Here is a 21466-nt window from a genome sequence, read left to right as displayed (position 1 = left end):
GTCACTACCAGTTAGCGTTCTGTTGTAAATTGCTATACTTCAGCACTTCTGAATATGGTATAGGTCCGTAAATCATGTGATTCTGAAATGCCCGTTCTTCTACGTTAATTGGAGTATAAACATTGCCGTTTACATCCAAGCCGCGAGCTGTTTCATTTAGTTTAGTCAGACTTTCCTTCCAACGACGTATATCCCAAAAACGGAAGCCTTCAAAAGAAAGTTCCAGGCGACGTTCATTTTTAATCAACTCGCGCATCTTGGTTTTATCTGTAGCACATTCCTCCAAATAGGCATGGTTATTAGACGTTCCAACTCCAGCTCTAGTACGGATTGCCTTGATTACATCATAAGCTGAAAATGTATTTGGACCGCTCCCTTTTGGCCCCCAGGCTTCATTAGCTGCCTCCGCATAATTCAAACAAATTTCTGTAAAGCGGATACGCGGATTGTAGCGGTTTCTTCCTGTTACAGATCCGGGAGTTAAAGAAACATCCCAGCGAAGTGTTTTCCTTAGATAATAACCTGTACGGGTAGATGTTGTCCTAACGTTTATACCATCGGCCGTGCCTGATTGGCTCCCTGTTCTGATAGTAGTATGATCAGGATGAGCATTATACAAAATATAAGCCCTTAAACGTGGGTCTCTGTTTGCATAAGGGTTACTTGCGACGTAGGCACTACTACCGTGACCTATTGGATATCCATTTGCCATAGGAAATGACTCTACGAGGTTTTCTGTTGGATTGATAACTCCATTTCCAAATAAACTTGGCGGAAAGTTTTGCGCCTCGCGATCACTGTTAGTATTTTGGCGAACTTCTCTCCAAATCATCTCGTGTGGATTATCACCTTGAGATAGAGCATCAATCTCTGCACGATTATCGTAAAAGGTATGCCCCGGTAGCTGGCCTGTAGGACGAACTAATGAATTTGGTCCCCCCTTATAGGTGATAACTAAGGCTGCGGCATTCGCAGCTTGTTCCCATGTTGCAGGATTGGATGCATGTTGGAATGCGGGACTGGCAGCGAGCAAAGCAACCCTCGATCTTACAGACTTGGCAATAAGCCCATTAAATAACTGTCTGAAAGTTTTACCCATGGCTTGATTGTATGCTGCAAAGTTTTGCGTAATTGAAGCGTATTGTGCAGGAATCTGACTGGCAGCGGTTAGATCTACGTACTCCGTAGGCAGATAGTATTCCGCACTGTCAAGATCGCTGTAAATCTGCTTTACACAGGCATCAAAAGTAGCCCTTGGCTGGTTAAAGTTAGTAGAGGCAGGATCCTGATAGTCAGTAACAATTGGCACTCCCATTAACTGTCCGTCGGGAGTTACCCCTGCATGATGCCTTAAAAGAAAGTACATATGAAGCGCACGTAGTCCAAATGCTTCACCTCTCATTCTAAAATTTAACAGCTTGTTTGCAGCGGGATCATTCGCAAATCTTGATTTATTAGAGTTAGCCAGGAACTGATTAACATACAGGATTGCAGAATATGAGCCATTCCATACACTCATTGTTGCATTTGTTGGTGTCCAGGAACCTGTTGCAACCTGACGAAAGGCAGTAAGCGCAGCATTAGCCGAAAGGTTAACCACGGCATCGTCTGTTGCCAAATCACTATTATTATAATATGGTGGAATCGTTCTATATGCTTGCAAAACGAAGCCCTGAGCAAACACTGGATCGACATAAATTTGATCTGCCGACCTAATAAGTTGGAGGTCCTCCTCAAGCAACTTCTTGCAACCGCTAAAGGTCAAGGCAAGCAGCCCGAATAGTAATAATTTTATCTTCATGATCTCTTTCATTTTGTCGTTAAAAAGTTGCTTTCATACCCAGGTTGTAGAAACGGGTCTGGGGACTAGTTCCGATATTCGTTTCCATTAACTTACGTTCCTTGGATAGAACCAGTAAATTGTCGCCGTTTAAGTAAACACTCAGACCATGAATAAATTGAGCTTTTCTAAATGCAGCTTTATTAAAATCGTAGGTAAACTGAACCCTTCTTAAATCAAACCTATTGTTCTTATACATCCAATAAGTTGAGTTCCTAAAATTATTGGTAGTACTATTCGTGCTTAAGCGCGGATAAGTTGCAGTATTAGCGGTTTCAGGAGTCCAGCGGCCGAGAACCACGTCAGAATACTTACCAGCACCAGACACCCAATAATTTGAGGTGTTTTTATAACCTATCGCACCAACTTGTCCAGACCCTAAAGCAAAGAAGCTGAAGTTCTTCCAATTTAGCGTTAAGTTTAAACCATAATTAAAGGGAGAGGCAGAAAAACCATTCTTACCCAAATCTACTTCATCACGGTTATCAATAATATTGTCACCATTTACATCCCTGTACTTAATATCACCGGGTTTCAGTGTACCTCCAAATGTCTGTCTTGCATGACCATCTATCTCAGCCTGGTTTTGAAACAAGCCTTCTGCTATATAACCCCAATAAACATCTAACGGCTTACCAACTCTGTTTTGATAAGAGTTTTCGAAAACCTCGTCCCTTCTTGTTGCCTCAGAATTATATACCATTCCAACAAACCCGAGTGAATAATTCAACTTCCCTAGTTTATTATTAATGTTTGCTGAAAAGTCAAACCCGGTACGCATATCGTTGTTAAAATTCATCCATGGCTGAAAAGAACCATTGCTTGTAAAATAAGATGGGTAAACTGTTGCTGAACCTTGTGAAAGAAGTCCTTTTGTATCCTGACTGAAATAGTTCGCGTTCAGGTTTAAAGATCCTTTGAAAAGGGAGGCATCGAACCCAGCTCTGAACTCATTACGATCAATATAGCTCAAGTTAGGGTTCGCACCACCGGCTGCCTGAATGAACGCCCCGGCCGAGGTACCGTCTTGCCACTGAACCCAGTTAGTGGTTGTATAGTTTCCAGCCCACAAATAATAATCAGCAGGACCATTTGCTGAATTTGTAGTGATATCCAGATCCTGTTTTAAGGCCGAATAGCTAGCTGTAAATTTAAGGTCGTTTACGAATGGTACATTGTTCTTGAAAAAATCTTCTTCACTAATACGCCATCCCAGGCTTACGGTAGGAGATAATGCGCTCCGATTGCCTCTTGGTAGCTTTGCAGAATGTACTATAGCACCTGTGAAATCAACATAATACTTTTGGCGATAATTATATCCTGCCTGCATTCCTAGATTGGTGTTTCTTATTGGTTGATAATCACTACCGGCATCGGTATCAACATCGCTCGATATTCTCGTCATCCAGCCCCATGCAAGTAACTTAGCACTGACATTATGATTTTGACCGAAACTACGTTGGTAATTAAGCTGAGGATTAATTGAAATGGTTTCGTTATATAAAGAAGTGCCGATAAATTCATTAGTACTTACCACATCATTACCAAATGGCTGCAAATTAGTGATCAACTCTTTACCGTCAATTGTTTGCCAGGTAGGCTGGTAGGTGGCATAGCTTACAGAATAGCCCTCAGTATACCTTGATGTATAATCCATACTAAATCGTGTACTAAATGACAAGCCTTTTGTTACTCCGCTCAAATCTGCATCTGCACCAAAGTTGAACATAAAAGTCCGCTGTTTATTTTTGATATAGCCAGAGGCCAGAATTTGTGAGAGATCATTAGTCTGCCTGGTAGACAAACCGCCTAACAAGTATTTTCCGTCAATGATATGATTACTGTTTGCGGCTATGGTTTGTAATTGCGGATTATTAGGATCCAACTTGTCTATAGGAATTAAATAAGAGAACCACTCATCATTAGGACGTAATGTAGCCGCAGCTCCAAAAAAATTACCCCTGGCCGAATAGTTGTTATCTACCCGCACAACAGCATCAGTTGTTGCTTTCAACCATTTAGTGATCTTCATATCAACATTTGCCCTCAGGTTAAAACTCAGATCGTTATTATTCTTAGCATCACCCAGCTTTAACAGGTTATTATTGTAGCCTAAGCCGATGTTTGAATAATACTTAGCGTTTTCATCACCACCTGATATTTCAGTATTAACGTCTGTACGATAAGTCGTTTTTCTCAAAAACTCAGATGATAACAGATTAAGATCTGGATAACGGAAAGGGTTAACACCTGCTTGAGTATTGTATATTTCCTCCGGTGTGAAGAACCTTCCAGTTAAACCATCGTTCCGTAAAGCCTCGTTGTACAATGTCATGTACTCGCCCGCGTTTAGGTAACTTGCATAACCCTTAGGCACATTTAACCCTCCATTGGCCCGCACATCAACCGTAAGAGGCTTAACTGATCCTCTTTTCGTAGTCACAAGTATTACACCTTTTGAAGCTCGGCTTCCATAAAGCGCTATGCTACTAGCATCTTTCAAAACGGTAACAGACTCTACTTCTACCATGTTAACATCAAAAGAGCGACGGGGAATTCCATCCACCAATAAAAGAGGCGCTTGGCCCCACACATTCGGGCCAGTAACCCCGCTGACAAGGCTTTGGAGATTATCTAAGCTATTGGTACTATAACTTTTCCTGATCAAATTGGACATGTTCACCGACGATACAGCACCCAGAACGTCGCGCCTTGCAACTTTTCCAAACGCTACGTTTATAATGCTGTCCTTAGTTGGATCCAGCACTCTATCTTTGGCTTCCTGAACTTTAGTCCCTGACCCGGACTCCTGTGCCTGGATTCCAGACGCAACCAGAGATGCGGCTAATAGAATACAATAAGATCTTATAATTTTTTTCTTCATGTTGTACATATTCTTAATACTACCAACCTGGATTTTGCCTAAAACCCTCATAAATATTTACATCAGATGTTGGGAATGGGAACCAGTAATGCCTGCTGGTAAACTTTCTTTCCAGTAATACCGTTTCTCTGAAATTAGCAACGCGGGCGTTCTTCGGATCAGCATATACTTGTGCATTTGGAGTTACCCGATCAAATTGAACAGCTGTCTTGAGTGTATAAGGGAATTTATCCACCAATTTCCAGCGGCGAAGATCGACAAACCTGTGCCCTTCATAGGCTAGCTCGACAGCGCGCTCTCTTCTCAATTCTTCACGAAACTTGTCTTGTGAAACTGTGTACTCAGGAGCAACGTGTCCTACACCTAATCCCGGTCTGTCCCTCACAAAATTCACCGCATCAACGGCAGTTTTACTATAATCTGGAGCTTTTCCCTGAGGTGAATTATAACCTTCGGATGCCGCTTCGGCATACATCAGGTACATGTCGGCCAAACGAAGAAAACTAAAAACAACCACGTTGTTATTACCCGCAAAACCATCCCAATTATTATTTAATTTATTGATGTATTTTGAAAGCATATAACCTGTGAAAGCGGCAGTCGCTCCATCAAAAGTTCTCATATGGCCACCGGTAAATAAACTGGCGTATTGTCTAAATTCATTATTCCCTACATTCGCTGCGTTATTTACAGCTTTTTCACCGTCAAACATGATGTCATGATAAAAGCGGGGATCACGATCTTTCCAGGGGTATTGGGGATCCCAACCGGACTGCGGATCAAGTTGTGGCTGAGAAGGATTTGGTATCGGACGACCATTCTTCATTCCATAATAGCTTATATAGTTTGCAGTAGGATAAACTTTCAAACCCGTTGGTCTGATGGTTTGTGGACGATAATCATTTATCTGGTTGCTAGCGAAACGGGTATTCTCAAGAGGATTCTCTTGAAAAATGGCTTCAACATATCGTTCTCCATTCACAATAGGGGCTCCAGGAATCAGACCAGCTTTCGCAAATGTTAAAGATATCTCAGTATAATTTGAAAAAGGGACTAAACGATATCTGTTGGTGGCCTCACAAATTTTTAACGCCTCTGCAAAAACATCCGCTGCCTTTTTACAATAGTCTGCGTTGTATGCATTAACGCCCGTAGACTCTTCATTCATAAGCGGGCTTCCAGCCCAGAGGAGGTTCTTTCCCAGAAATCCGAGGGCCATAATCTTGTTAATCCGACGGTCATTGTTTCCTTTTGTAGCAGCCCCGGCAGGAATCTGATCCCAGTCAAGGGGAAGCAAGTCTGCTGCTTTTCTGAGATCCACAGCAATTTTGTCTGCCGTTTGATGGTAATTTAATCGAGGAATACGAGGAGCCTGATCCGCAGGAAGCACTACATCAATATAAGGAAGCCCTCCCCAATATTGCGCTAACATAAAGTGAAACCACCCACGGAAGAAGTATAATTGTCCTTCAATCAATTTCTTCTCTTCGGGTGTGGCATCAACGAGTTTATCAAGACTAGCCAGCCCAATATTGGCCTTGCGAATGCCGTACCATGCAAGGCCATAAAGTGCACCCTTATCACCCCTAACATTGTTATTAGCATTGCCACCTGTATTAAACCAGGAGCCGAATACAGAATTATAAATACCAAAGAAATCTCCCTGATCTATCCTGTAAGCTACTAACCTGTTGTCATTTGTCTGCCAAAGTTCATCCTCGCCGAAATTCCAGCTATTGTGAGCTGTCGACCCACTTATTATAGGAACGGCATTATACAATTCTTCTGTAAACCCCTGGAAATTTCTAAAATTTTTAAATGCCTCCTCGTTAGATATAGCAGTGGCAGGAGCCGCATCAAGATATTTCCGGCATGAACTTAAGCTTACACCAATCATCGCCACAAGCAGAGGCGCAAATATTAGTTTATAATAATTTTTCATCTTATTCTCTTAAAAATTTAAGTCGACACCGAAGTTATAACGCCTGGTCGTAGGGTAAGATCCTCGTTCTGAACTGCCTGCTGTTGCAAAGTTAGATTCGCGGTCGTCAGGCATTTTGCTCCATACCCATAAGTTATTTCCGTTAACAAAAAGCCTTGCAGACTTAACACCTAATCTGTTTACAGTTCTTCCACTTAGGGTATAGGCAACCTCAACGTTTTTCAACCTTATATAGGATCCGTCAAATTGATAGCGCGCACCGGAAAGACCTTCAGGATCTGCACTCCACCGCGGAAGAGGTGTATTTCCCTGACCTGTTATAGGTGAGTAATAGGTGCCCTCTACAAAGGCTACATTTGAAGGAGATGATGTTTTGAAAAAAGTGGGGAAGTTAACGAAACGGGTAACGTTGTTCACGCCATAAAACTGGGCAAAAATGCTCAACGCTTTCCAATCGAATCCTAGAGAAGCATTGTAAGTATTTTGCGGAGATCCAGAGTAGCCGTAAGGTGCCTGATCAAACGAGTTTATGATGCCATCAGCATTATAATCGATAATATTATAATCGCCTGGTAGTTTAAATCCATCATTGCTATTGCGCTGCGTGCTTCCGTAAACATCATCCCATGAGCGTAAATAGGCTGACTCTAAAAACGATCTTACCTGCCCTAATTGCCAACCTGCTTGCTTTTGATATTGTGGCAGTAATTCGCCATCATCCCGGAATTTTACGGTATTTAAAGCACGGGTCATATTCGTATTAGCCCATAACCTGATATCTTTATTAAGCTTATAATTAAACCTCAATTCAAGCTCAAAGCCCCTTCCTTCAACTTTACCAAGGTTTGCATTTGGTGCAGCTTGTCCAAAATATTGAGGGATAGCTCTTGAGTTGTTACCTGAACCTGCGATGATAATATTAGTTCTTACATCCTTAAACATGTCAAAACTTCCCCCAACTAATCCATTTAGAAAGCTAAAATCTACCGCAATATTTCTTTTTTCCACATTCTCCCAGGCGATGTTAGGATTACCCAACTGGGTCATTCTATAAAAGGTATAAGGTGAATTTTGATTTAGAGTACCCATGGCCGCATTTCCACCCAAGGCCCATTGATCCCTGTACAGGTAGCGGTTAGCGAATTCGTCATTACCCAATCTATCACTTCCTATCTTACCCCATGATCCGCGTAATTTCAGGTTATTGATAAAATCCAGCTTTTTCATAAATTTTTCATTACTTATCACCCATCCCGCTGAGACAGAGGGGAAGAACGCGAAACGATAATCAGGTCCAAACTGCTCAGATCCGTTATATGCGCCATTCGCCTCCAATAGATATTTCGAAGCAAAACCATAAGTGGTACGGAAAACCCAATCTTCTCTATATTTTGGAAACACGCTACCCCGCGCTATTTGTTCCCGCATAAAGAGTCCCATCAATCCAAGATCATGCTTTGCGAAGCTCCGATTGTAATTCAGCTGCGCTTGATAATTTTTTCTTCGGTAAGTTTGCCCTTTGTCAACTGCACCTGCATTTACACGCCAATTGGTCACTCCGAAATAATCTAACCCGGTAGTTCCACTAGTCGGAATTGTATAGGTTACCTGTCCCGTTAGCGGATTTACATACTTTCTTTGGGTTTGATTTTCACCTAGGTTATTATCAATTATACCACGGTCGATTTCTAAGAAAGTATTGTCAAAAGAATAATTGAGTCTTAGGGTAAGCCCTTTTGTAAGCATTTTAAGATCCTGATTCAATACAAAATCTGTGGTTAGCTGAGTGTTAGTATTTTGCTCAAAACCGGCAGTTGCCTGATCAGCAACTGAATTAGGCTGATCGAAGTTATTTGTGTATTGACCAAATGTTCCATCTGAATAAATTGGACGAATGGCATCTGGAGCAGACTTATAAGCAGAAGACCAAACGAAATTTTGTGAAAAGTTGCTATTAGCCGGCTGATCCCATGGAAACATTCGCCGTCCATTCGACCCGAATAATTTTGTAGAAAGTTTAGTAGTTTTCGTTACATTAAAATCAAGATTACTCCTAAAGTTAATCCGATCATAACTGTAACCATTAGTATAGCCACGGTTATTTTCAAAGGTTTTAAAGATGTCACCCTCGTGTGCATAATCAGCAGATGCAAAATAAGTTACAGATTTGGTACCGCCAGAAATGCTTGCGTTAGCACCATAAGACATTCCATAATCAGCTAACAATTCCTTTTCCCAATCAACATTGGGATATCGATCCCACTCCTCTAAGTTGGCCGGAAAGCGGTATTTCAATAGAATCTCTTGCGGTACCACGTTCGAAGGGCTCCAACCGGCAGGATTGACAGATAGCTCTCTTTCAATAACCCGGTTCTTTAAAGATAAGCCGTCATAAGAATCATACTTTTGGGGTAAACGTGAAACCGTTTTAACAGTGGAGTTAACTTTTGCTCTAACCACAGCCTTACCAGCAGTCCCTGTTTTTGTTGTTATCAGAATAACCCCATTTGCACCTTTTACTCCGAAAACGGCAGTTGCCGATGCATCTTTAAGAACAGAAATGCTCTCTACTGACGAGATGTCTACCGTACCTATAGGCCGTTCAACTCCATCAACTAAAACCAATGGAGAACTGTTATTCCAGGTTGTCTGCGCACGAATCAGGATCTGCGGGTCTTCATCCCCCGGCATACCACTTGACGTGGTAGTGACAACGCCAGGTAAATTACCAGTTAATGCCTGGCCTAAATTAGTAACACCACCAGTACGTTCTAGAACTTTTCCGCTTGTTTGGGTGATCGCACCAACAAGTGATTCCTTTTTTTGCTGCCCATAACCTACAACGACTACCTCGTTCAGCATCCTATTATCTTCCTGTAGCGTAATTTTGATGGTAGAATTCCCACTAACTTTTACCTCCTTGGTTATCATTCCAAGGTAGGTAACTACAAGTGTAGCACTAGGATCAATAGACGTTAAAGTAAATCTTCCATCCGCATCTGTAGTAGTTCTTTTTGTATTATCCCCTTTTACAGCTACAATGGCTCCAATCACAGATAACCCCTTGGAATCCGCCACAGTTCCCCTTAGTGTTATTTTATCCTGCGCATAGGTTTTCAAAACACTGAAAATGATCAGTAAAACCAGGCACGGAATCTTAAGAAATTGCTTTCTTTCATTTTTCATTATTAACAGTTTATAAAAGTTTCATAATTAATTGCAGGACTTGTAATTCGCCTCTGCTGCGGTCAATAGATCAACCTATTCTAAATACGTGCATCCCTTGCTCTTTGTCAGGAAAAGCACCAATAGTAATTTCTATAGCATAAATTGAAATTGAATGATGGAATGAAGATTACGGATCTTCACCTTCGTTAGTTTAATAATTGTTAGTGTAAGTAATCCCAGAATATGTAATCTGCAAAGGCCTGAGAAAATCGAAATTTAAACGAGCCTAAGAAGTACTTGCAACTCTTTCATGATTTCTGGGTAGAGATAATAAATTCGGTTACCCTCAAGGGTGTTCTTGGTTAGTAAAGATTGTCTCATCTAAATATAATTTGGTTAATTAATAACAAGCAGGAAATGCTTCCTTCTGACCCCGCGGCTAACAGCACTAAGACTGCCTGGTACAATTAGAAGGACTTTTATTCCCGACTTGATAAATCTAAAGTAGAGACATACCATTTTTGCAAATGGCACAATTGTTCAAAATAAGACCCAATATGTTCAATTATCATCTACAAACTTCGGCTGAAGCTCCTTACATGCATATTTTGGTCTGGAAATGGATTTTCCCAATTACTATTTTATAAATGATAACATTTCTGCTTGAGATCATGGTTTACTTAAGCTTTATTAGCACTAGTACGATAAGTTCTCCTAAAAAGAATCAGACCTTTAGAACATTTGTTCCATAGGTTATTCTAGTGCTATTAAACCTGGCAATGACTTTCCTTATAAATTCCAATTTAAACTTTGAACTCCCTGGAAGGGAATAGAAAGATCAGTACCTAAAACTAAAAAAGGGAAACCGAAGTCTCCCCAACAAAAAACGCATAACCTTATTTCAAAAAGATCTAAACCTCTCTATTTCACCTCATTCTTTGTTCTTTCACTGCGCTTTAACTGAATATACTCAGACGGCAACATATTGAACTTAGTTTTAAAGGCCCTGGCGAAATAATTTGGCGTAGAAAATCCAACAGAATAACTAACCTGAGCTATGTTCATATCACTTTTTTCAAGAAGAACTGCAGCTCTGTCAAGCTTGACTGAACGAATAAATTCGACCGGCGTTTCCCCTGTTAGTTCTAAAACCTTTGTATACAGTGACCCTCTGCTCATTCCAACCTTTTTACTCAAATCTTCGACTGACAGTTGTGGATTTGTAAGGTTAGTATCTATATATTGAATTACTTTACTTAAAAGTTTCTCATTATCTGATTCAACCTTAACTTCTGGAGCTGATACTTTTAATTGCTTAGTGTAGGTATTCTTCAGGCGCTCATTTAATGTAAGCAGATTCCGGATTTTTACATTAAGTATCTCAAAATTAAAGGGTTTCGTCATATAATCATTTGCCCCCGTTTCTAACCCCTCTAACTGGGTTTCTTCTCCAGTTAGAGCAGTTAGTAATAATACTGGAATATGACTTGTCCTTTTATCTGCCTTTATCTTCTTACAAAGATCTATCCCGCTAACAAGAGGCATGCTTATATCACTGACGACTAATTGAGGATGAGAAGATAGAACCTTTTGCCAACCTTCTTTACCGTTCGTTGCTTCAACAATTCGATAAAACGTTTTCAAATTATCTTTCAGATAAAAGCGAAAATCATCATTGTCTTCCACCAAGAGAATTACGGGTAGTTGGGCATACGGTATTGCTGAGTCCTCGTTTGGTACAGTGTCAATGAGATCGTGTGGTTGTACTGTGAAATTTGATTCTACGGGACTTTCGTCCTTTATACTTTCGAAAGGAAAGTGAATAGTGAAAGTTGAACCTTTCCCCGAAATACTTTCGACCTCAATAGTTCCACCGTGCATTTTTACAAATTCCTTTGTTATAGACAATCCAATCCCGCTTCCCTGATTAAGAATCGCTGAACTAGCATTGGTTTGAAAGAAGCGTTCAAATATTCTGTCACGAGCGTCTTCCTCGATTCCAATCCCCGTGTCAGTAAGACATATTTTTAATCCAGTGGCATTATCAGCTCTTTCAATCTTCAATACAACCTCTCCACCTTGCAAAGTAAATTTAAACGCGTTCGACAGGAGATTAAACAGAACCCGCTCCACCTTCTCGTGATCAAAAAGTGTAAAGTAATATTTTAGGTCACTTCTAAATTCAAAATTGATTTGTTTTCTTGCTGAAAGGTCCCGGAAAGATTCAGCCACATCCCGGGCAAATGCAATAAAATCACCTTCAGTAGTATTCAATTTCAATTCCTTCTCCTCCATGTTCCTGAAATCCAGCAACTGATTTACAAGGTTTAAAAGTCTTCGAGCATTCCTGCGAACCATATTCAACTTATCTGCTTTTTGACGGACACTCTCCTGCTGTAATAGCTGTTCTACGGGTCCCATGATAAGTGAAATAGGGGTACGAAATTCGTGACTTAAATTAGTTAAAAACTTGATTTTAAGCTGATCAAACTCATGAAGTCGTTCAGCTTCACGACGCTCCTGCTCTATCAACTGCTGCACTTGGAGACGTTCTTGCTCAAGCGAAAACTTAGCTTCCAATTTCTTAATACCGCGTCTGCGGGTATACCACAAAATAGAAGCAGCTAATAAAATATAAAATGCATAAGCATAGTATGTTCTCCAAAAAGGCGGACGTACATAAACAACAATAGAGGTAACGGGGCTTTTCCACTCACCTGATTCGCTTACAGCTTTGACATAGAAGGTATACTTTCCCGGGTCCAAGTTTGTATATACAGCGGTATTATTAGCGCCTACATTATTCCAATCCCTCTCAAACCTCTCCATTTTGTACATGTACCTATTCTCGTGTGGAGAGGTGAAGTTAAGGGCGGTAAAACTTAAGGAAAAATTTTGTTTATAGTCTATTTCAATTTCTCTGGCTACCGAAATATGTTCCTTAATTTCAGAACCTTCGGAAGGCACTATGCTTCTATTCGCAATCCTAAGATCGGTTAATACTACCCGGGGAATAATTCTATTAGAGTGTAGTCGAGCAGGATTAACATAATTAAACCCATCAATTCCCCCGAAAAACATGGTACCATCTGAGAGTTTTAGCCCAGCGCCTAATACAAATGGGCTTCTCTGAAGTCCATTATAGTATGAGTAATTTTTAAATTTCTTCGATTTAGGGTCAAAGCTACTCACCCCTTTATTAGTACTCACCCATATTTTTCCAGAATTATCTTCAAGAATCTTATAGATGGCCTCATTTTGAAGTCCATCTTTTTCAGTATAAGCGACGAATTCCTTTTTCTTCGTATCAAAGTAAGCCAACCCTCCCTCGCTCATTCCAACCCACATAGTGCCATTAGAACTAACTAAAATGGTGTTGATGTTATCCTTTGGTAACCTACTGTTTCTTCTATTTAATAATTGTGATTGGCCGGTGAATGGATTATAAACTGAAATACCAGCCCCGCGAGAACCAATTAAAATATTTCCGTCATGATCTTCCTCAATTGCGCGGATGTATCCGTTAAGCTGAATGAAATTATTCCCTTTTTCATACTTACTGAAACGGCGAAAGATTTTCTTGGAGCTGTCGTACATGTTCACACCCTGGCCATTTGTTCCAATCCACACATTGCCTCTACTATCTTTCCTTATACAAAAAACATCCGTACCACTTATATTTTCGGGACTAAGACCTGCGGTTACGTGTCTCGTGCTACCCGTCTTTGTATTATAGACAAATACCCCGTTAAGAAAAGTACCTATCCAAATTTCATCTCCTACGCTTTCCATGGTTAAGATCGCATTACCCTTTCCCCCTTCATCTATTTTCACTTTACGAAAAAGACCGGTTCTAAGATCGAAGTAATTTAGACCCCCACCATCTGTTCCCACATAAATGCCAGCTTCTGAAACTTTTGCAAAGGAGGTAACAACAGGGGCACTTAGTCCTGCAGGATCAAAAGGATTGCTTTGGCGAAGGTTGAAAAAGGCGAGGTTTCTATCGTACTTATTAATCCCCCCCCTAAATGTTCCAACCCAGCAAATATCATCTCTGTCAATAAGTATACATTTTACAGCCTTTCCTATTAAGCTATACCGATTTCTTAAATCCCTCTCTACACGTTCTACCTCACCAGTAGCAGGATTCAGAATATTCAGTCCTCCTTCTGTTCCGACCCAAATTTTTCCATCCTTCGCTGCCGCAATTGAATAAATAAGATTGCTATTTAAAGATCGTCTGTCTGAGCTTTGCCTAAAGGTGAAAAAATTATTACTCCCCGGGGAAAGTTTACTCAAGCCATTATTTGTTCCCACCCAAATATTGCCACTTTTATCCTGGGCAATTGCAGATACGGAGTTGTTTGCTAAACTTGTACCTTCATTTTCGGAGTGAAAGTAGCGCTTGAACGTACCTGACTTACTTTGAAAAAGATACAAGCCTGTACCTGTGCCGATCCATATTTGATTATTCCTATCTTTAAAGATTCGTCCTATAGCCTTAGAGACTAATGCTTGATCTGCATTATTTTTGACTGGGAAAGGGGATGCTTTTCTATTATCTGGATTAAAAAGGATCAAACCACTATAACTTGCTAACCATAGTTTACCATTCACGCTGGTTACAGAAATGATTGGGAGACTTATGACCTTATTGAAATTAATGAATGAATCCATTTTGCGATTATAAAGTGAAATTCCTGTTTCTGTAGCTATCCAGAGATTTCCCTTTTCGTCTTCATGTAAATCAAGAATTTCATTGGAAATGATACTTGAAGAGTCCTTTTCACTGTGCCTGTAAACCGTAAATTGCTTTCCGTCAAACTTATTCAAACCATCATCCGTCCCAAACCACATATAGCCAAACTTATCTTTCAACATTGCGGTAACAATGTTAGATGATAGCCCCTCCCTGCTGCCGAAGTTCATAAAATTCAATTCGCTTCCCTGAGCATTAATCTCGGTTGATAAAGCAGTAAAAAAAACAAGGAAATAAAAGTATGGCAGCTTCAACATCTCAAACTATCGTTTTCTTCGATCATTAATTGGTTAAGTACAGTGTGCTTTTAAAGATGAAAATACAACATCCTTATGCGAAAGTACGTTTTAAACTGGCTAATTCGATGGTGTCGACACGGATTACCAATTTTGTAAAAATAGCCGCCGACTGATATAAAGCTATGATGTTATTGTTCTAAAAGGTAGCACAAATGTTCAATAATCCGTATAAAATCAAGGTTAGGCCAAGCTCTGGAATACAAAACTATGGTTTTTGGAAGGTAAGAAATGGTGAGAAAAAAACAACTTAAACATCTGCACCCTAAATTTGTGAAAACCAAGCATCCTCCTGCATTCACTGAAATTATTTTTGTTTCATGAAGACACACATACGAAAACTTACTCTGTTCATGGCCTCAACGTCGCTTCTTTTTATTGCCGCGAATAACTATAAAGACAACAAAGGTCTAAAAGACTATTACAAAAAATATTTTCCTATAGGAGTAGCGGTGAGACCCGCAGATTTTAGCTCAGGTGAATCAAATCTAATCATCAATGAGTTTAACAGTGTTACGCCTGAAAATGCAATGAAAATGGGTCCTATTCATCCCCGAGAAGACAGGTACTACTGGAGGGACGCCGATACTATTGTTAATTTTGCTATAAGAAATAAGTTAAAGGTCCGCGGCCACACCCTTTGCTGGCATGCACAAACGCCCAACTGGTTATTCACCGACTCAGCCGGAAATAATGTTAGTAAAGAAATACTTCTTCAAAGATTAGAGAGCCATATAAACACTGTTGTCTCACGCTATAAAGGAAAAATCTATGCATGGGATGTTGTTAATGAAGCTATTGCAGACGGGCCAGAATATCTCCGTAAATCGAAATGGACTGAAATCACAGGAGAAGAGTTTATAGAAAAAGCATTTGAATATGCACACGCTGCCGATCCTGATGCTGTGCTTTTTTATAACGATTATAATACTGAGATACCTGCAAAACGGGATAAGATTTACAAACTCCTTAAAGGACTAAAAGAAAAGGGTATTCCGGTTCATGGTGTTGGTCTTCAGGCTCACTGGTCTGTCTCCACCCCTACTCGCCAAGAGCTGGAAAAATCTATTGAGATGTTTTCATCGCTTGGTCTGCAGATACAGTTTACCGAGCTTGATATATCGGTTTATAGCGGCCGACAAGGAGGGCAATTGATCCAGGGACAACAGCAACAACAGCAAAAAGCGGAGTTTACCGCTGAGATGGAACAACAGCAGCTTGAAAAGTACAAGATGGTTTTTGATGTTTTCCGGAAATACAAGAAGAACATAACGGGTGTTACTTTCTGGAATGTATCAGATAAGTACACCTGGCTGGATGGTCGTGGTAGAAAAAACTATCCTCTGTTATTTGACCAGGAACTCAAGCCTAAAAAAGCTTACTGGGAAGTGGTTAAGTTCTAGGTGAATTAGTAAAAAAAATATTTGCAGGTACATTAAAGCACCTGCAAATATTTACAGTCTTCAAATTAAATGCTATCCTCCTCTACCTTACAATTAACTGAATTTTACTATTTAACAGCATCAACGCCGTTGGCGGTTTGTACAATCTTTTGAATTGTACCATCTTCATTGTAATACATATAATCTACGCATATAGAACGCCTGTAACTACCTCCGGTAGGGAGAGCTCCATTATGATAGAAGAAATAGGACTTACCTTTGAAATCAACGATTCCGGGATGGGTAGTAAAGCTGTTAGGAACATTCTCCTGGATAATCCCTCTGTAAGTCCAGGGACCAGCAGGATTAGTTGCTGTACAATACTCGATCATCTCAGGTTTAGTACCAGCACTCGCATATACCAGGTAGTACAGGTCCTTCCTTTTGTAAACCCATGGACCTTCAATATAATTCTGAGGCTTAAAGGCGGTAATAGGACCATCCAATTCAGTCATACTCTTTTTAAGCTTCACCCATTTGCAACTTCCATTTCCCCAAAACATGTACGCCTGGCCGTCGTCATCAACAAAGACAGTAGGGTCAATATCATCCCAGGCATGCTTCATATCCTTAGTCATTTCATTGATTACAAGGGCTTTTCCTATCGCATCTTTAAACGGCCCCGTAGGCTTATCTGAAACAGCTACTCCAATAGCTGCGCCACCTTTGCTTACGCTATCGCTTTTGTGAAACGTAGATACGAACCAGTAAAACTTTCCATTCCTCTCGATGCACTGAGCTGCATAGGCATCTCCTGTGGCCCAGGAAAATGTTTTAGGAGACAATAAAGCACCATGGTCCTTCCAATTCTTCATGTCCCTGGAGGAGAATACATGCCAATCAGGCATTTTGTAATTTGTAGCAGTTACGGAAGCTGTATCATGCCCAGTATACAGGTAGACTGTTCCCTTATGTACGATCGGTGCAGGATCAGCAGTAAAAATGTTTTTAATTATGGGGTTTTGAGCCTTCAGCCCTCCAGCTGTAAAGCTGGCAAGCGCCATTGTCAGAAATACCTTATTCATGTTTATATGTATGGTTATTGCATTTACTAATTGCTATGGGCACGCTAATGATCTTCGCCAACTTTGATTTTCCCCTAGTTTGTGGTACCTCCCCTATTAATAATTGTCTTTCCAGATTTTTTTTAATTAACAGGCGTTATTGTTGCGACAAAACCTCCTCTACGAAGCTGCCTCACATCTACCTTAGATGAAGAGTCAACAAGTATTAGCCTGTTTTCGAAAGCCTTATCATGTTGTCCATCGGCAATCAGGTTGAGGCTATATTTTGTACCCCTCGGCAGGAAAGAAAGATCAAGCACCTTTTTCTTCTCCCTAATTTCAGCATTCAGCCCCCCCACATACCAAGTTCTATTTTTCCGACGTGCAATAGTCACATCTCTACCTGGAAAGCCATCTAATAATAAAGTTTGGTCCCAGGTGTTTGGCACGGCTTTAAGAAATGAGCGGGCAAACTCTGGCAGCTGAAGATAGCCTTCAGGCCTGTCTGCCAGGTGCTGCAGCCCGGATTCAAAGACTACAGCCAAAGCCAGCTCGTGGCCGTAGGAGGTAACGTGAGGAAACTGGGAGTTGGTGAACGTAACGGGTGTATAATCCATTGCTCCGACTACATTCCTTGTAAAAGGAAGGATAGTATTATGTTCAGATGCGGAAAGGGTAAATTCAGGACCGTTGTTATACCACTCGGCCCCTCGAACCCCTTCGTAAGTCATTAAATGCGGATAGGTTCTGGCCCAGCCACGAGGTACAAGGCATCCGTGAAAATAAACCATCATCTCAAATTTTGCTGCGTCATCCAGAATATCCAGATAATATTTGATCATCTCCTGCTTTTCACTTTCAAAGAAGTCGATCTTCACCCCCGCAAATCCCATTTTTTTGAGTTTGGTAAATTCAACAACGCGGTTTTCATGGTTTAGCATCCGGTCTTTTGGGGTAGACGAGACCCAGGTATGATTACCTCCGGAATTATACCATATGAGGGGTCTAATACCTTTTGATAGGATGTATTTAGCTGCATCTTCAACATTTCCACCGTTGGTCATCGAATCCCACTCCCAATCTAAAAGCGTGTAAGGCCAATTCATTTCTACAGCCAGATCAGCAAAGCCGGTTACTATCTTATAATCTTTGGTACCGTGATTGCTCGACCAATAGTTCCATGACACTTTACCGGGTTTGATCCAGGCAGTATTTTTTAAAACAGAAGGTGCAGAAACATCATCAACCAAAGTTGAAGAAACAATGTCTTGAAGAGTTCCTATGATTATAACTCTCCATGGAGACTTCCAGGGAAGGCTAATGGTTGGCTTGGAAGCACCCTGCCCCCTCCCATCCCGTTGATCAGGAAAAGTAAGTTTATACTTATCCCCTTGAGAAATATTACTTAGTTTGGTACCGCAATAGTTCCGATCAAGGTCCGCTTCGTGGAGTAAATACCAGTTCGAGGGATCTTTAGTCTGAAATAGTGCAGGGTAGCACCACTCCTGCTGCTGAACCTTATCATCGCTCATAAAAGTATATAATCCCTCATTGGCAGGGTTCCATTTCTCCATCCAACGCTTTGTTTCCTTTGGAATGATGTAAGATGTCAATTCATCTTCTACAACATAACTTCCACTCTTGTCGGGAAATTGGTAGCGAAAAGCCACTCCGTCATCATAGGCACGCACGATCACATTCAGTTTCCCCTTTACCGAATTCTCAAAAAAAATCGTTAGCTCATTTGCGGAATTTGCAAATAAGGACTTTTTTCCATGCAGTGCGGAATACCTTTCGGTAATCAGTTGTTGTTTCCCCTTCCTAAGGAATTTCAGCGTCGATGCAAAATCCTGATCACTCCTTTTCAGACCCAGGTTTATTTGCTGGATAACTTCTTTCCTTATCCCACTTTCGATCCGCGAAACCTTTAAGTACCATTGTGATTGCTTGCCGTTTTCCTGCAAATACAGGCCCACAATATTCTTCTTATTCGGCGATTGAATCATTAGATGCTGTGCCGATGAACATTGAATACTAAAAGCAAATAATAGGATCAGAGCCGTAATACAAGTTTTCATCTTCAGCAATTATTTGAAGGAGGTGAATTTGTATAAGGCTACACCATGTACAGGAACTTTAACTGATAGCGCTTCTTTATCAGAGCTTATTACCGCTATGTCTTTTTGACGCCAAACGTCGCGCACCCTTTGTTTACCTGTTATACCCAGTATTTGAAGATCTTTAAAGGGAATGTCTACTATTTCCTGACCGAAATTACAGAACCCCACCGCACGCCCTCCGTCTTCAAGTTCCTTTACATAGATCTTTAATTCACCTATAGTTTGAAGGCAAGTTGCTTGTTTACCAAGTGCGTCCTGATTAATTGCAATCACCTCATCATTGGTTAGGAGATTCAGGGTAAAATCGTCCAGCTTTTCCATATCGCACCCAATGAGCAGAGGTGCAGAAAAAAGACTCCAAAGGCTAAAGTGCAAATATTGTTCGTCGGGCTTCAGCTTTGTAGGATGAGGATTTCCCCATCCCACTGTGCCCACTACCAGCATGTCCGGATCATTCCAATTACCCGGTTTAGCATAAGGTGCAGATTTATCCTGATCTAACGCGATATTTTTTACGCTGGTCCAGGTGTCTGTAATGTCATTGGTAGTGCGCCAGCTGGTGCCACCAACAGAGCCGCCCCATTTCCAAACATCAGACATTCCGTACTGGCATAAGCTGAACACAATATCTCTTGGTTGCTGAAGTAGATAGTCACCCATTTGCTTAAAGGGTTTAACCGCAGTAGACAACTGATTCCCTCCCTGGTAGGACAGCGAACTCACCTTGTACGGATCATTCTCCGGCATTCCGTTGATAACATTGCCGTAGCTGCACCAATCGTATTTCAAATAGTCGAAGCCCCATTTTGCATAGCTTTCGGCATCTTGCTTTTCGAACCCGTAGCTGCCGGCACATCCACCACAGGTCCATGGGCCAGGACTGGAATAAATGCCAATTTTTAGACCAAGATTGTGTACATAATCCGCGAGGCCTTTCATATCTGGAAATCTCTTGTTGGGTAATATATAACCTGACTCGTCACGAAGCTTCCCTTGAAGGGAAGGATCTTTGGAATCCCGATGGTTTTGCCAGAAATCGTCTATATTGACATAGGTCCAACCATGGTTTACCAATCCAGACTTCACCATTACCTCTGCTGCTCGTTTAACTTTGTCTGCAGAAACCTCCCCTGCGAAGCAGTTCCAACTATTCCAACCCATTGGAGGTGTTAATGCAATCTTTTCTCCGCATACAACACGTAATCCTTTTTCTGCAATACCCTTTGCGTTTTTTGCTTTTAACTGAACAAGATAAGTTCCAGCCTTCGTTAGTTTGCCAACAATTAATCCCGTTTTAGGATCAAGTTTTAGTCCCTGTGGTAAACCCGTAGCTGAAAAAGTCATTGGCCGATCTCCGGTGGCAGGAATTCTGAATTGAAATGGAGAACCTGGACGTACGCCGAATACAGTCGCGCTGTTTATTTTTGGTTTTGCAGAGGGTTTCGGAGTTAAAATGTAGGCTTCGCTGGAAACAGGATTATAAGTAGCAAAAGAAGTAACACCTGTCGTTTCAAATTTAGCATCTGCCCAATTGGCATGGTCATAATAGTTGCCGTTACCTCCATCTGTTACTAAAAGTTCTAGCCTTTTTACTCCTGAAACTTTAACAGTACAAGGCCGGGCCACGTCGCCTACCCGCATTACGGCACTGGACCACAGCTTCTTACCATCGCCATAAACCACAAATTCTACCGCTGGCTGGTGATCTTTCATTTCATCATCAACACCCACCCATGCAGTAAATAAACTTGCTTTTCCGTCCAATTGAATTTGAAGAGAGCTCTCCGCATGAGTACCGAACCCTCTCTCAAAGGTTTGGCCCGAAATCTTCATTATATTACCGTCTACAGTCTTATTTTTCCTGGGCACACCATAGCCTTGAGTGGCCGCACTAAGATCTAATTGGTCTAACCAAACTGTTTGAGCGTGAGCGGCACTCTGACTTGTGATAAAAGCTATTATGAAAGCAAGGGCAAGCCTTACTATATTTTTTCTTGAATTATTCATTCTT

At 41.0% G+C, this 21466-nt stretch carries 9 protein-coding genes; 1 reads left to right on the top strand and 8 read right to left on the bottom strand.

The genetic code is table 11. The annotated features are described in order from the left end of the window. Positions 1-4: 4 nt before the first annotated feature. From J4N25_RS19430 to J4N25_RS19410, 5 genes are all read right to left on the bottom strand, one after another. Positions 5-1801 (bottom strand): RagB/SusD family nutrient uptake outer membrane protein, encoded by a 1797-nt coding sequence (locus J4N25_RS19430; RefSeq protein ID WP_207423457.1) that lies wholly within the window; start codon positions 1799-1801, stop codon positions 5-7. Positions 1802-1820: 19 nt separating this feature from the next. Then, entirely contained in the window at positions 1821-4724 is a 2904-nt protein-coding gene (locus J4N25_RS19425) for a SusC/RagA family TonB-linked outer membrane protein (RefSeq protein WP_207423456.1), read from the bottom strand. Positions 4725-4743: 19 nt separating this feature from the next. Continuing rightward, on the bottom strand, positions 4744-6666 hold the full coding sequence (locus tag J4N25_RS19420; RefSeq protein ID WP_207423455.1) for a RagB/SusD family nutrient uptake outer membrane protein: 1923 nt from the start codon (positions 6664-6666) through the stop codon (positions 4744-4746). A 9-nt stretch (positions 6667-6675) separates the two neighbouring features. Beyond that, positions 6676-9852, bottom strand: coding sequence for a SusC/RagA family TonB-linked outer membrane protein (locus tag J4N25_RS19415; protein ID WP_242695951.1), 3177 nt, complete (start codon positions 9850-9852; stop codon positions 6676-6678). A gap of 903 nt (positions 9853-10755) precedes the next feature. Next, positions 10756-14850: a hybrid sensor histidine kinase/response regulator transcription factor gene (locus tag J4N25_RS19410; protein ID WP_207423454.1), complete on the bottom strand. Its 4095-nt coding sequence runs from the start codon at positions 14848-14850 to the stop codon at positions 10756-10758. 359 nt (positions 14851-15209) lie between these two features. On the opposite strand from J4N25_RS19410, the gene J4N25_RS19405 reads away from it, so the two are divergent. Next, on the top strand, positions 15210-16292 hold the full coding sequence (locus J4N25_RS19405; RefSeq protein ID WP_207423453.1) for an endo-1,4-beta-xylanase: 1083 nt from the start codon (positions 15210-15212) through the stop codon (positions 16290-16292). Positions 16293-16399: 107 nt separating this feature from the next. Here J4N25_RS19405 and J4N25_RS19400 read toward each other — a convergent pair whose 3' ends face one another. The 3 genes from J4N25_RS19400 to J4N25_RS19390 form a co-directional block, all read right to left on the bottom strand. After that, entirely contained in the window at positions 16400-17356 is a 957-nt protein-coding gene (locus J4N25_RS19400) for a glycoside hydrolase family 43 protein (protein WP_207423452.1), read from the bottom strand. 122 nt (positions 17357-17478) lie between these two features. After that, entirely contained in the window at positions 17479-19413 is a 1935-nt protein-coding gene (locus J4N25_RS19395; RefSeq protein ID WP_207423451.1) for a glycoside hydrolase family 97 protein, read from the bottom strand. Positions 19414-19422: 9 nt separating this feature from the next. After that, positions 19423-21462, bottom strand: a complete 2040-nt coding sequence (locus tag J4N25_RS19390; protein WP_207423450.1) for an NPCBM/NEW2 domain-containing protein — start codon at positions 21460-21462, stop codon at positions 19423-19425. Positions 21463-21466 lie beyond the last annotated feature (4 nt).

Source organism: Desertivirga brevis, from assembly GCF_017355835.1.
Note: the sequence above shows the minus strand (reverse complement) of the source record. Positions and strands in the feature narration are given on the sequence as shown.

Coding starts and splice junctions, on each gene's coding strand:
- J4N25_RS19430 (WP_207423457.1), bottom strand. CDS start 1,801: ATGAAGATAAAATTATTACTATTCGGGCTGCTTGCCTTGACCTTTAGC.
- J4N25_RS19425 (WP_207423456.1), bottom strand. CDS start 4,724: ATGAAGAAAAAAATTATAAGATCTTATTGTATTCTATTAGCCGCATCT.
- J4N25_RS19420 (WP_207423455.1), bottom strand. CDS start 6,666: ATGAAAAATTATTATAAACTAATATTTGCGCCTCTGCTTGTGGCGATG.
- J4N25_RS19415 (WP_242695951.1), bottom strand. CDS start 9,852: ATGAAAAATGAAAGAAAGCAATTTCTTAAGATTCCGTGCCTGGTTTTA.
- J4N25_RS19410 (WP_207423454.1), bottom strand. CDS start 14,850: ATGTTGAAGCTGCCATACTTTTATTTCCTTGTTTTTTTTACTGCTTTA.
- J4N25_RS19405 (WP_207423453.1), top strand. CDS start 15,210: ATGAAGACACACATACGAAAACTTACTCTGTTCATGGCCTCAACGTCG.
- J4N25_RS19400 (WP_207423452.1), bottom strand. CDS start 17,356: ATGAATAAGGTATTTCTGACAATGGCGCTTGCCAGCTTTACAGCTGGA.
- J4N25_RS19395 (WP_207423451.1), bottom strand. CDS start 19,413: ATGAAAACTTGTATTACGGCTCTGATCCTATTATTTGCTTTTAGTATT.
- J4N25_RS19390 (WP_207423450.1), bottom strand. CDS start 21,462: ATGAATAATTCAAGAAAAAATATAGTAAGGCTTGCCCTTGCTTTCATA.